12 protein-coding genes are annotated in these 13,498 nt (G+C 67.0%); 9 read left to right on the forward strand and 3 right to left on the reverse strand.

Annotation, left to right across the window (positions count from 1 at the left end):
* Nucleotides 1-808: 808 nt before the first annotated feature.
* From HYG95_RS20045 to HYG95_RS20055, 3 genes are all read right to left on the reverse strand, one after another.
* Nucleotides 809-994, reverse strand: a complete 186-nt coding sequence (locus HYG95_RS20045) for a DUF2795 domain-containing protein (RefSeq protein WP_181699957.1) — start codon at nt 992-994, stop codon at nt 809-811.
* Nucleotides 995-1,097: 103 nt separating this feature from the next.
* Complete coding sequence (locus HYG95_RS20050) at nt 1,098-1,994, reverse strand: glycosyltransferase family 2 protein (RefSeq protein ID WP_181699959.1); 897 nt, start codon at nt 1,992-1,994, stop codon at nt 1,098-1,100.
* A gap of 3 nt (nt 1,995-1,997) precedes the next feature.
* On the reverse strand, nt 1,998-2,873 hold the full coding sequence (locus tag HYG95_RS20055; RefSeq protein WP_181699961.1) for a glycosyltransferase family 2 protein: 876 nt from the start codon (nt 2,871-2,873) through the stop codon (nt 1,998-2,000).
* Between the two features lie 201 nt (nt 2,874-3,074).
* Between HYG95_RS20055 and HYG95_RS20060 the strand changes: the two genes are divergently transcribed.
* The 9 genes from HYG95_RS20060 (at nt 3,075) to HYG95_RS20100 (ending at nt 13,497) form a co-directional block, all read left to right on the forward strand.
* Nucleotides 3,075-4,019 (forward strand): glycosyltransferase, encoded by a 945-nt coding sequence (locus HYG95_RS20060; protein WP_370465855.1) that lies wholly within the window; start codon nt 3,075-3,077, stop codon nt 4,017-4,019.
* Between the two features lie 28 nt (nt 4,020-4,047).
* Nucleotides 4,048-5,259, forward strand: a complete 1,212-nt coding sequence (locus tag HYG95_RS20065; protein ID WP_181699963.1) for a glycosyltransferase — start codon at nt 4,048-4,050, stop codon at nt 5,257-5,259.
* Nucleotides 5,256-6,221 (forward strand): UDP-glucuronic acid decarboxylase family protein, encoded by a 966-nt coding sequence (locus HYG95_RS20070; RefSeq protein ID WP_181699965.1) that lies wholly within the window; start codon nt 5,256-5,258, stop codon nt 6,219-6,221. Before HYG95_RS20065 ends, HYG95_RS20070 begins: the two co-directional genes overlap by 4 nt.
* 81 nt (nt 6,222-6,302) lie before the next feature.
* A complete protein-coding gene (locus tag HYG95_RS20075) occupies nt 6,303-7,925 on the forward strand; it encodes a carbamoyltransferase C-terminal domain-containing protein (protein WP_181699967.1) in 1,623 nt (540 codons plus the stop codon).
* On the forward strand, nt 7,922-9,019 hold the full coding sequence (locus tag HYG95_RS20080; protein ID WP_181699969.1) for a glycosyltransferase family 2 protein: 1,098 nt from the start codon (nt 7,922-7,924) through the stop codon (nt 9,017-9,019). The genes HYG95_RS20075 and HYG95_RS20080 overlap by 4 nt, the downstream gene beginning before the upstream one ends.
* Before the next feature lie 3 nt (nt 9,020-9,022).
* The gene (locus HYG95_RS20085; protein ID WP_181699971.1) at nt 9,023-9,586 is read left to right on the forward strand and encodes an SIS domain-containing protein; all 564 of its coding nucleotides are present in this window, start codon (nt 9,023-9,025) and stop codon (nt 9,584-9,586) included.
* Nucleotides 9,587-9,644: 58 nt separating this feature from the next.
* Nucleotides 9,645-10,595, forward strand: a complete 951-nt coding sequence (locus tag HYG95_RS20090) for a glycosyltransferase family 9 protein (protein ID WP_181699973.1) — start codon at nt 9,645-9,647, stop codon at nt 10,593-10,595.
* Nucleotides 10,588-11,928, forward strand: a complete 1,341-nt coding sequence (locus tag HYG95_RS20095) for a UDP-glucose/GDP-mannose dehydrogenase family protein (RefSeq protein WP_181699975.1) — start codon at nt 10,588-10,590, stop codon at nt 11,926-11,928. Before HYG95_RS20090 ends, HYG95_RS20095 begins: the two co-directional genes overlap by 8 nt.
* Before the next feature lie 258 nt (nt 11,929-12,186).
* Nucleotides 12,187-13,497 (forward strand): FAD-binding oxidoreductase, encoded by a 1,311-nt coding sequence (locus tag HYG95_RS20100; protein ID WP_181699977.1) that lies wholly within the window; start codon nt 12,187-12,189, stop codon nt 13,495-13,497.
* The last annotated feature ends 1 nt before the right edge of the window (nt 13,498 follow it).

Here is a 13,498-nt window from a genome sequence, read left to right on the forward strand (position 1 = left end):
CCCCCCCCCCTTGGCTTGTCGGGCGTCGAAGGGGTCCGCTCGCGGGGAACAAGTCAAGAACTACGGGCCGCACAAGGCCCTCAAGGCCCATACCCGCTCGCGCGGGGAGCACACTAATTGACCTGCGCGTTTGCAGACCAACCAACCAGCCAAATTTCATTCACTTTCGACCGCTCCGAGGCCGAAATCGCCAACACCGCAGACCAGCATCCGGTTCCACATACACACCACCTCATCACGCGCCCTCAGCAGCCACCGTCATACCGCAGCGTCACCGCACCCTAGCCGTCCATCGAGCGGCCTGCAGGTCCATCGTCACGACACCGACCGAGCACCGGTGCAGTTGACGACTTCTCGAAAGCGCAGCAAAGCCGCGTCCGCGGTACTCGACCCAACACACATTAATCACACAGAAATAGCCGGAAACATCGGGAAACGATGGGAAGCAACCAGGATGCGGCGCGCCAAAGTTCGGGTCTACCAGTAGTTTTGGGTACTTTTCGGTAGCTTCGAGTCTACGTGAACCGTCGCCAGGTGGTCGCAGGGTTAAATTCCTGTCAGCCCGACAGTGATAAATCCCTCTGACCTCGGTTGAAGAGGTTTCGCTTTTAGGAGATTCGACGTCGGTCAAAATCCAAAGAATGCCACGTTTTTGAACTCCGTCGCCTGCCGAAGGCGCGAGACGGCGCCGAGGCGTAGCGCTCGGTGACTGCGTGATCGCCGTGATAAGGCGGCCGAGGGCATCCATTGTCGTTTGTTGGCGAACCGACCGGGTTGGTGCGGCCGGTTCGCGGGTGTGAGCACGTGGTCAGGAAATCGCTTGGCTTACGGCATTGGGCCCGTCGAACGTGCGGTCGGGCAGGTCCTGCAAAGCGTCGAGGGTGTCGGAATCCGCACCGTTGCTGCGGGCGGTGTTCACGATGCCGTCGCGATCGCACGGGTAGTCGATGCCGGACAGGTACTTCTGGACCTGGATCGGATTGATCTGGCTCATGCTGTGCTCCCTTCGGTTGGATAGCGAACAACGTGGGGGGCTTACCACCGCGCTCGGTTTCTAAGCAGGTGCGAAGAGGTCGATGGTTCGTGAGGCACGCCGACTAGCCGACGTAGCGTCGGGCGGTCGAGTTGCGTTGCGAGGCTTCCAACAGGACGAGGCCCGCCTCGACATGGGCGGGCAGTACCTGTCGTTCGCGCAATACCCATGGCAGCCCGCGTAGGGCCGCGAATACGGCGGCGGCCGTCGTTCGGTCGGCGGGGGCCGATCTGAGGATGTCGGCGGTACGGCGGGCTGCGCTGCGGGCCGGTCGGCGCAGCCATAGGGTCCACAGAGTGTTGCGGATTCCGAGCCCGCGACGGTGGGTGGCGTCGCGGGTGCGGGAGGGCTCGTGGTGGATGATCATGTCTTCCACCCAGCACATCCACCATCCGCGGGCCGCGAGATCCAACGCGAGCAGCTCTTCCTCGCCCGCGAACCACAGGCGCCGGGAAAAGCCACCCACCTCCTCGAACGCGCGCACGCGGAAGGCGGACAGGCCGGCCATAACTCCCAGGAGCGCGGGCCCGGGCAGCCAGTCGGGGCCGGAGATCGGCGAATCGCGGAATTCGGGAGTGATCGGGTCTTCTTGCAGGTCGGGTGCGACGAGACAGCGTCCCGTCACCGATCCCAGGCCGGGATACTCGTCGAGCAGATCGGCCGCGCGAGTCAGCGCACCGGGCTGCCAGCGGGTGTCGTCATCGCAGAAGGCCACGTAGGGCGTTCGCACCCGTTCGACGGCGAGGTTTCGGCCGAGAGCGCCCAGGTTTTCGGCGGAGCGGATCAAGTGCACCTGCGGGTAGTTCGCCGCGACCGCGTCGGCCGTGCCGTCGGCGGAACCGTTGTCGACGAGGATGATCGGTGCCGCGTCGGGCAGCGCGGTCATATGCGCGAGGGTCTGCAGCAGTTGGTCACGCCGGTCACGGGTGATGATGACAACCGTCATCCGGTGTGTCGACATCGGTCAGCTCCTTGTGTGGGCGAGTTCGAGTGTCCTGGCTCGGGTTTCGACCTCCGGGGGCAGACGACGCCGCTGTGCCAACGCTTTCGGCAGCCGTTGGACGATCTCGGCGACGGTCAACAGCGTCTGCGGTTCGCGCACGATCCGGCGAACCAGGTCGAGCGACTCCGCGGCGCAGTGCCGTAGTGGTCGCCGCATCCAGGTGATCAAGGCGTTGTTGCGCTGTTCGGCCCGCCGCCGCCACGCCTGCGGGGGTCGGTGGGTGGAGGGGTGATGGTGGGCCCGCACCGTCGGCACGTAACACAGATGCCAACCGCGGGCGGCCAGGTCGAGCGAGAGCAATCGTTCTTCGGCACCGAAATGCAGCAGCGGGCTGAATCCGGCGGCCTGCGCATACGCCTCTTTCCGCACGATCGCCGCACACGCCAGGAAGCCGAGGACCGACGGACCGGGAAGGTCCGGATCGTGTCCGAGCGGGCTGTCGGCCATCAGTTCGTTGACGGGATCGTCTCGATGTTCCGAGCCGACGAGGGTGCGGCCGGCGATCAGGCCAACCTGTGGATAGGAGTCCAATATCCGTTCGGCTTCGGCGAGCGCGTCGCTTGCCCACCAGGAGTCGTCGTCGCTGAAGGCGACGTACGGTGTTCGGGCGATCGCCACGCCGAGATTGCGGGCGGCCGCTCCACGATTGTCGGCCAACCGGACAACGTGTACGCCCGGGAATGTTTCGGCCGTGTCGGCGGTGTTGTCGTCGGATGCGTTGTCGAGTACGACGATCGCCGGGCGTGGACGCAGCGTGCACAACTCGGTGAGCGTTCTCGCCAGTTCCGTCGCGCGATTTCGGGTGGCGATGACGACCGTGGTCTTGCTCGTACTCATGACGCCCGCCCCGGCAGCAGCTCCTCGAGCGACTCCGAAATCGATGCGTCCATCGTGCAGAAATTTGCCGATCCGATGACGAATACGCACATGCCTCGACACATACCCGGTGTCCGCCGCGCCAATCAGCGAGGCACCGCGCGGTTTGATCACGCGGCGAACGGCAAGAACCACGACATGATCAGCCCGCGCAGAATTCTTCTGTGGCATGTGCACGGCTCGTGGACTACCGCCTTCGTCCAAGGGCCGCATCGCTATCTGTTACCGGTGACCGACGAGCGCGGGCCCTGGGGCCTTGGCCGTTGCGGACGCGATTGGCCGAATGCCGAAGAGGTCACCGTCGGCGCGTTGCGCGACATCGAGGTGGATGTGATCGTGCTGCAGCGTCCCGAGGAGATCGACCTCGCGCATCGATGGCTCGGTCGCCGACCCGGCGTCGACATCCCCGCCGTCTATGTAGAGCACAACACTCCGCGTCCCAGCGCCGCGCTCACCGCGCATCCGATGGCGGATCGAACCGATATACCGGTCGTGCACGTCACCCATTTCAACGAGCTGATGTGGGACAACGGCACAGCGCCCACCCGTGTCATCCCCCACGGCATCGTGGATCCCGGCGAGCTCTACACCGGCGAACTGCCCCACGGTGTCGCGCTGATCAACGAGCCGATGCGGCGAGGGCGGATCACCGGCAGCGATCTGCTGACACGTTTCGCGCGCGAAGGTCCGGTCGATCTCTACGGGATCGGCGCGCAGGACTTCCGGCCGCACGAGCCGACCAAGCATCCGATCAACGGGATAGCGGATCTGCGGCAGTCGGCATTGCATCCCGAGATGGCCAAGAGGCGTGTGTACCTGCACACCGCGCGGTGGACTTCGCTCGGGCTGTCGCTGCTGGAAGCCATGCACCTCGGGATGCCGGTGGTGGCGCTGGCGACCACCGAGGCCGTCAGCGCGGTACCGCCCGAGGCGGGCGCTCTCTCCACGGACGTCACCACCCTCACGGCGAAGTTTCGCGAATTGCTCCACGAACCCGATCTGGCGGTGCTCGCGGGGAAATCGGGACGACAGTTCGCGCTGGAGCACTACGGCCTCGAGAGCTTCCTGCATCGCTGGGATCGCCTACTGGCCGAGATCACCGAATAAGGCGGCATCCAGGTCAGAAAGGCGGAACATGAAGATCGCGATGGTGTCCGAACACGCCGGCCCGCTCGCCACCTTGGGTGGCGTCGATGCCGGCGGACAGAACGTGCACGTCGCGGAGTTGTCCGCAGCCCTGTGCCGGCAGGGTCACGACGTCACGGTGTATACACGGCGCGAGAGCGCGCGGGTGCCCGAGACTGTCACCACCGCACCGGGCTATCGCGTGGTGCACGTTCCGGCGGGACCCGCGCATCCCGTGCCGAAGGACGAACTTCTGCCTTATGTGCCGGAATTCGGGAATTTCCTGCGCGCCCGGTGGCGCGAAGACCGCCCCGACGTGGTGCACGCCCATTTCTGGATGTCGGGTCTGGCCGCCCTGGCCGCTGTTCGCGCCACCGATATCCCGGTGGTACAGACTTTTCACGCACTGGGTGTCGTGAAACGTCGGTATCAGGGCAACGCCGACACCAGCCCGCCCGAGCGGCTGCGTCTGGAACAGCAGGTGGCCGAGCAAGCAGACCGGATCATCGCCACCTGCACTGACGAAGTATTCGAACTCGCTCGAATGGGCGTTCCACGCCACCGGACATCGGTGGTTCCCTGCGGCGTCGACCTCGACCAGTTCTCCCCCGAGGGTCCGAAAGCCGCGAGGACAGCTGAACACCGCCTCATCAGTGTGGGGAGACTCGTGCCGCGAAAGGGTTTCGACATCGCTGTCACCGCCCTCGCGGAGCTGGCCGGGACCGAACTGGTACTGGTCGGCGGACCGGACGGTCGACTGGCCGACGACCCGGAAGCGCAGCGGCTGCTGAGATTGGCCGACGACCTCGGCGTCGGCGACCGGCTGCACATGCTGGGCCAGGTGCCCCGAACACAGATGGCTCCCCTGTGGCGTTCAGCCGACGTCGCGGTGTGCACACCGTGGTACGAGCCGTTCGGCATCACCCCACTCGAGGCCATGGCGTGCGGTATTCCTGTCGTGGCCGCCGCGGTCGGCGGTCTCGTCGACACTGTCGTCGACGGCGGCACCGGCACACTGGTTCCCCCGCGTAATCCCTCCGGATCGGCAGCGGCGATCCGCGAATTGATCGACACGCCCGCGCTCCGGCGCCGGTACGGTGCGGCCGGACACGAGCGCGTCCATACGCGCTATTCGTGGGATCGGGTCGCGGTGGAGACGCTGCGTGCCTATCGCCGGACCGCCGGCGGAGGCTTCGCCGACGAGCGAAGGCAAGCACAGTGAGTACCGCCGTGAAGCGCGCGTTGGTCACCGGCGGTTGTGGTTTCGTCGGATCCCATCTGTGCGAGCAACTACTCGCGGCGGGCACCGATGTCGTCGCCGTCGACAACTTCGCCACCTCCACTCCCGAGAATGTGGCGGGGCTACTGAATCGGCCGGGCTTCGAACTGCTCCAGCACGACGTCACCGAGCCGTTGCCCGACATCGGATCCTTCGACGTCGTCTACCATCTCGCGTCGGCCGCCTCGCCGCCGGACTATCTGCGGCTACCGATCGAGACGCTGCGAGCCGGATCGCTGGGCACGACCAACGCCCTGGAACTGGCCGAGCGGGATCAAGCGCGTTTCGTACTCGCGTCCACGAGCGAGGTCTACGGCGATCCCGCGGTGCATCCTCAGCCCGAGAGTTATTGGGGCAACGTCAATTCCATCGGCCCGCGCAGCGTGTACGACGAAGCCAAGCGGTACGCCGAAGCGTTGACGATGGCGTACCGACGCGAACGCGGAGTCGACACCGGCATCGCCCGGATCTTCAACACCTACGGGCCACGCATGCGCGCCGACGACGGCCGCGTGGTGCCGACGTTCATCGCGCGGGCGTTGGCGAACGCACCGCTGACCGTCGCGGGCACCGGTGAGCAGACCCGTTCGCTGTGTTACGTCGAGGACACCGTGCTCGGATTGCGCGCATTGGCCAGGTCAGGTCATCCCGGACCGATCAACATCGGTAATCCGCACGAGTTGTCGGTGCGGGCGCTCGCCGAAGAGATCCGCATCGCCACCGACAGTACGTCGACGTTGGAATACATCGAGGAGGCGGTCGATGATCCGAAGCGGCGTTGCCCCGACATCTCGCTGGCACAAAGCGAATTGGGCTGGCAGCCGATGATCACCCGGACCGAGGGGCTGCGCCGCACGATCGAGTGGTTCGCCCGGCAGCGATGCGGCGTGGCACGGACGGTTTAGCCCCGACTCAGCCGGGTAGCGCGTACGCAGGTAGCGGCGGGAGGCGCAACCTCCCGTCGCCTCGATGAGAAAGGCGAGCCGTTGCGCATTCTCGGAATCAACGCAGTGTTCCACGATCCCGCCGCGGCGCTGATCGTGGACGGCGAAATCGTCTCGGCGGCGGAAGAGGAACGATTCAGCCGCCGCAAGCACGGTAAGAGACCGGTGCCGTTCTCGACGTGGGAGCTGCCCGAGCAGTCGGCCGCGTGGTGCTTGGCGCAGGCAGGCATACGCCCCGATCAGCTCGACGCGGTGGGCTACTCCTACGATCCGGGCCTGGTCGATCATTCGCTCGGCGGTCTCGACCAGCAGAGCGAGCAGACTCGAACGGATTACGCCCGCCGCGCGCCCGCCTTTCTGCGCGCCGCATTGCCCGGTCTGGATCCAGCGATCGTCCGTTTCGTCCGCCATCACGTCGCGCACGCGGCGTCGACGGCGCTGGCGGCGCCGCTTGGTGATTCGGCGGTGTTGGTCGCCGACGGACGCGGCGAGAGCACGTCCTATCTGGCCGGGGAATACCGGGACGGCAAATTCGTGGAACTGGCGTCCCAGCGGCTGCCGCATTCGCTGGGGTTGATGTACGAGGATCTCACCCAGCACCTCGGATTCGAGCGTTCCAGCGACGAGTACAAGGTCATGGCACTGGCCTCCTATGGCGAGCCGCGATTTCTCGACCAGTTCCGGGAACTGCTGTACACCACCGGAGACGGTGGATTTCGCACCGAGCCGGTGCCGTGGGAGAGCTTCGCGCCGGCCGGGCACGGCGGTGAATTCGGCAGCGAACACGCCGACCTGACCGCGACCGTTCAGCGCCGGTTGGAGGACGTGCTGCTCGAGCTGATCACGTGGCTGCATCAGCAAACGGGTCAACGCAACCTCACGCTGGCAGGCGGTATCGCCTTGAATTGCGTGGCCAATACGCGTCTGCACGACGAAGGCCCGTTCGACAACGTCTGGGTCCAGCCGGCCGCGGGCGACGCAGGCACCGCACTCGGCGCGGCATTGCAATTGGCCGCGGAGTTCGGTGAACCCGTCGCCCCGATGCGGGGTGCCGACCTCGGCCGTGAATGGAGCGACTCCGAACTCGAATCCATTCTCCGTGCGGCGAAGGTCCGATACACCCGCTCGGCCGATGTGGCGGCCGATGTGGCGCAAGCCCTGGCCGACGACGGCATCGTCGCCTGGTTCCAGGGCCGTGCCGAATTCGGCCCTCGTGCACTCGGACATCGATCGCTGCTGGCCCACCCCGGTCGGGCCGCGAACCTCGAGCGTCTCAACGATGTGAAGGGCCGCGAGCAGTTCCGGCCGGTGGCCCCGATGGTGCTCGCGGACCGGGCGCCGGAGATCTTCTCGCGCGGGCCGCTGCCCAGTCCCTACATGTTGTTCGTCCACGATGTCGCCGCCGACTGGCGTGACCGGATTCCGGCGGTCACCCACGTCGACGGCACCGCGCGGGTGCAGACGGTCGACCCCGCCGACAATGCGCTACTGGCTCGGATGCTCTCGGAATTCGACAAGCGCACCGGTGTGCCTGTCGTGGTCAATACGAGCCTCAATACCGCGGGCAGACCGATGGTCGATTCCCCCCGCGACGCACTCGAGTGCTTCGGTTCCGCGCCGATCGACCTGCTCGCCATGGGCCCGTTCCTGGTGTGGCGCCGATGAATCCGCCCATCGACTACAGCATCGTCATACCGACGACAGGCCGCGAGAGCCTGCGGGTATTGCTGCGCGCGCTCGCTGCCGCCACCGGCCCGCGGCCCAGGGAGATCATCGTCGTCGACGATCGTCCCGACGGCGGCGAACTTCCGCTGGTGGACACCTCGCCGCAGGTGCAGGTGCTGCACTCCGGTGGTCGCGGACCGGCCGCCGCGAGAAATGTCGGCTGGCGGCACGCGTCGGGAACCTGGGTGGCCTTCCTCGACGACGATGTCGTCACCACACCGGATTGGCCCAACCGTTTGGCCGAGGACCTCGCGGGTCTCGATGAGACGACAGCCGCTTCCACCGCGCACATCGAGGTGCCGCTGCCGACCGATCGCAAACCGACCGATGAGGAACGGGGAACGGCGGGCTTGGCCGTCGCGCGCTGGATCACCGCCGACATGGCCTACCGCAGAGCGGCGCTCCTCGCGGTCGACGGTTTCGACGAACGCTTTCCCCGTGCCTTTCGCGAAGACGCCGATCTGGCGATGCGGGTATGCCTGGCCGGCTACCGGATCGCCAAGGGTGAGCGGGTCACCACCCATCCGACGCGTAGGTCGGGGCCGATGGCCAGTGTTCGAGCCCAACGGGGCAACTACGACAACGCGCTGATGCGGCGAAAGTTCGGCCCTCGGTGGCGGCAGCGGATCGGCGAAAGACCCGGCATGCTCGGCCGCCACGCGTTCACCACCGCACTGGGCGCTGCCGCCGTGAGTTCAGGCATGGCGGGTCGTCGGCGCTCGGCGCTCGGTTTCGCGGCGGCATGGGCGGCGCTGACGACCGAATTCGCCGCGCGCCGGATCGTGCAGGGCCCTCGAACCGCAGGTGAGATCGGGCGAATGGTGGTGACCAGTGTGCTGATCCCGCCTGCCGCATGCTGGTATCGGTTCCGCGGCGAGATACGACATCGCCACGCGACGCTCAGCTCACCGCCGACCCTGCTGTTCGACCGGGACGACACCGTCATCAGGGACGTTCCCGACCTCGCCGATCCGTCGATGGTCTCGGCGGCAGAAGAATTCACCACCGGAAGCGAGTCCGCGAACAGGAGGTAGGTCTTGAACGAGGATCATTTCGCCGTCTTGTCCAGTGCGCTGGAGCGGAACCGTTCCTTGGCACCGGGACTTCGCAGGTGGGGTCGTGAACTGGCCACGGTATTCGACAACGGTGGCAGATTGCTGGCCTGCGGCAACGGTGGCAGCGCCGCCGAAGCCCAGCATCTGACCGCGGAACTGGTCGGGCGCTTCCGCAACGAACGACGGCCGCTCTCGGCGATCGCGCTGCACGCCGACACCTCCGCGGGCACCGCGATCGTGAACGATTACGGCGAGTCCGAACTGTTCGCGCGTCAGGTCCGGGCACACGGCAGGATCGGAGACGTGCTCGTGCTGCTGTCCACCAGCGGAACCAGCCAGAACGTGGTCGCGGCGGCCAAGGCCGCGCAGGAGATAGGTGTCACCACCTGGGCGATGACCGGGCCCGCGCCCAATCCCCTCGCCGCGCTCTGCGATGACGCGCTGCCGGTCGACGCGCCCAGCACGGCCACCGTGCAGGAGGTTCATCTGGTCATGGTGCACGCGTTGTGCGAGTCGCTCGACGAGGCGCTGGGAATCCCGACATGAGGACCGTGGTCAGCGCGAGCTCGCAGTGTTACCCACGGCGCACGACCGAAGCGGGGTCGTGGCCTTGACCAGCACGATTCTCGTGCTCCGCGCGCTCGGCCTCGGCGACCTGCTGACGATCGTGCCCGCCCTGCGAGGGCTGCGGACCGCGTACCCCGATGATCGCGTGGTGCTCGCCGCGCCGGAGCCGCTGCGCCCCTTGGTGAACCTGATCGACGCGGTCGACGAGTTGCTGCCGACTCCAGGCTTGGGCGCCCTGCGGTGGAGCGGCGCATCACCCAGGATGGCGGTGAACCTGCACGGCAGCGGGCCGCAGAGCATTCAGGACCTGGCGGCGGTGCGCCCCGCCACGATGCTGACTCATCGGCACCCGGATTTTCCCGAGATCCCCGGGCCCCAGTGGTCTGCGGAACTGCACGAGGTGCAGCGGTGGTGCCGGCTGCTGGCGTACGCGCGTATCGACACCGATCCGCGCGCGCTCGCGCTGCCCACGCCGGATATCGCCGCCGCGGAGTCGAACGTGATCGTGATCCATCCCGGCGCGGCGTCGAACGCGCGACGGTGGCCTGCTGAACATTTCGCGACGGTGGCCCGGGAGCTCAGCGCCGATGGCCATCGGGTGGTGGTCACCGGTTCGGCGGCTGAGATCCCGTTGGCGACCGCGGTCGCACGCGACGCGGGACTACCGCCCTCCGCGGTGTATGCCGGCCGTACCGACTTGGCCGAACTCGCCGCGATCGTCGCCGACGCGGCTCTGGTGGTCTGCGGCGACACCGGTGTCGGTCATCTCGCCACCGCCTTCGGCACACCGTCGGTCCTGCTGTTCGGGCCGACGCCACCGCGTGTGTGGGGGCCACCCCCCAACGCGCGCAGCCACGTCACGCTCTGGGCTGGTGTAGTCGGCGATCCACATGCCGACCGACCTGATCCCGGACTGCTCTCCATCACACCGCAACGAGTGCTTTCGACCGCGGCGACACTGATCGGACAGGAGGCGCGCCATGGGTAACCGCGTGGGTGTGGTCGGTGCGGGCTATGTCGGCCTCACCAGTGCCGCGTGCCTGGCACATCTGGGCCATCACGTGACCTGTCTGGACAATGACGAATCCAAGGTCGAAGCCCTACGCGCGGGCACCGTCACGATAGTCGAGCCGGGCCTACCGGAGCTGGTCCGCGAAGGACTCGCCGAGGACCGCTTGACCTTCACTTCCGACCCGCAGTCACTGGCCGAGTCCGAAGTAGTACTGCTGTGCCTTCCCACCCCCATGGGCCCGGACGGCACAGCGGATCTCAGCATCCTCGAGGACGCGCTGGCGACCCTGGGTCCGATCCTGTCTCCGGGTTGCGTGCTCGTCACCAAGTCCACCGTGCCCGTCGGCACCGCGACGCGTATCTCCGCGCTGACCGGTCACCGGCATCCGGTCGTCAGCAATCCCGAATTCCTGCGCGAGGGTTACGCGGTGCACGACTTCCTGCACCCCGACCGGGTGGTCGTCGGTGCGGATGAGCCGGATCACGAGGCAGCCGAGCACGTCGCCGGCCTCTACGAGGGAACGGATGCGCCGGTCCTGCGATCCGACACGGCAAGCGCCGAACTCGCCAAGTACGCCAGCAACGCGTTTCTCGCGGTCAAACTCTCCTTCGTCAACACGGTGGCCGAACTGTGCGAACACGTGGATGCCGACATTTCGAAGGTCACCGACGCGATGGGCAAGGACGCGCGTATCGGGCCGTCGTTCCTTGCACCGGGGCCCGGTTGGGGCGGTTCGTGCCTGCCCAAGGACACCCGCGCCCTCTTGTCGGTAGCAGAGGCCTCCGGTGTGGACTTCGCCATCGTCCGCGACGCTGTGCGTGCCAACGATCACCAGCGCGCGCTGGTCTTGCGCAAGGTCCGTCGCGCGGTCACCGGCAGGGTCGACGGCTCCCTCGCGGGTATGCGGATCGGGGTATTCGGACTCGCGTTCAAAGCCGGGACGGGCGACCTACGCGACTCCCCCGCCGTCGCCATCGCTCGTCAGCTCTCCCACCACGACGCCGTCGTGACGGCATACGATCCCTGCGTGCCGCAATCCGGCGCACACGACCTCGCGGCGGGCCCCGATGGAATCCAGGTCGTCGACGACCCCTACCTCGCCGCGAAGGACGCCAACGCGATCCTCATCCTCACCGAGTGGCCCGAGTTCCGAACCCTCGACTGGAAGAGGATCGCCGGCGCCGTCGAACACCCCGTCATCGTGGACACCCGCAACCTGCTCGATGAACAACCACTGAACGGCACAGGGTTCACGGTGTCGGGCATCGGGTCATCCGACCCTGCCGGATTGAGGGATCGGTCGAAGTAGCCGGGGTAGTGGCTGTTCGGCGCCCCTTACGGCTTGCGCACTGAGCGCGATGGAAGAACGGCTGGGCCCGCCGACCGGGTCGTGGCGAGCGGCCGCTGGTCACAGCGCACCCGGATATCGGGGCCGTCAGGCAGTGACCGGCGTTCTTGTTCACGACGAAAGTCCGGTTCACCCACCCCATGTCACACTTTCCTGCCTTACATCGTCAACCAGGCAGCAACCCGAAACACAGCAACAACAGCGAGCGAGGACATGGCAATGGGTATCGAGGAATTGCGTAGTGCGGTCCGTGGACGTGTGCTGCTGCCCGGTGACGCGGGATTCGACCAGGCGGTGCAGCCGTGGAATCTTGCCGTGGCGCAGCCGGTTTCGGGTGTCGTGGCGGTCACCGACGCCCAGGACGCCGCCGACGTGGTGAAATTCGCGCGCAGCACGAACCGGCAAGTGGTCACGCAGACAACCGGCCACGGCGCGACCGGCGGCATCGAGGACGCGATCCTTCTCCGCACCGCCGCCCTTGACCGTCTAGAGATCGACGCCGAGCGCCGCACGGCCCGGGTCGGTACCGGCGTGCAATGGGGTGCCGTCCAAGCCGCCGCGGCTACGCACGGGCTGACCGGGCTAGCCGGTAGCAATCCGGTCGTCGGCGTCACCGGCTACACCCTCGGCGGCGGATTCGGCTGGTTCGCACGCAAATACGGCTGGGCCGCGGACGCGGTGCGCGCCTTCGAGATCGTCGACGCCGACGGCCGATGCGCTCGGATCACCGCCGACTCCGACCCGCAGCTGTTCTGGGCGCTGCGCGGCGGCGGTGGCGATTTCGCGATCGTCACCGAGATCGAGTTCGACCTGTTCCCGCTGCCGCGCCTCTACGGCGGCCGCGTGATGTGGCCCGCCGACCGCACCCGCGCGGTGTTCGACCTCTTCACCGAACTCACCACCGACGCACCACCCGAACTGTCGGTCTGGTTGCAGCGCTACCAGATCCCCGGCGCCGCACCGACCGTCGCCATCGACTTCGCCTACCTCGGCGAGCCGGACGAAGGCCGCGCGCTGACCGCTCGGCTCGACAGCATCGAAGGAATCCTCACCGACACCCGAGGCGCGTTGACCCCCGCCCAGATCGGCCGGATCACCGCCGAACCGACCGACCCCAGCCCCTCGCTGTCGCGCGGCGAACTGCTCACCGACCTGGACGACGCGGTGGTCAAAACCCTTATCGAGGCGCCGGTCGCGCCGCTGCTCAACATCCAGCTCCGAGGCCTCGGTGGTGTCCTCGCCGAAACCCGGCCCGAAGGTGGCGCCCGCGGGCCCGTCACCGAGCCGTATGCGCTCTACCTGCTCGGCCTCGGTCTTCCGCACTTGCTCGACGAGATCCAGACCAGGTTCACCGATATCCTCGACGCCCTCGGCCCCCACATCACCGGCTCCAAGCCCTACACCTTCCTCGCCCCCGGCGAGACGGCTTCAGCCGCCTTCGACCCGGAAACCCTTGCGCGCCTGCGACAGATCAAAACCACCCGCGATCCCCACAACACCATCCGAGCCAACTTCCCACTCCACCACTGAA

The organism is Nocardia sp. GTS18 (genome assembly GCF_013839555.1).
GTDB lineage: Bacteria > Actinomycetota > Actinomycetes > Mycobacteriales > Mycobacteriaceae > Nocardia > Nocardia rosealba.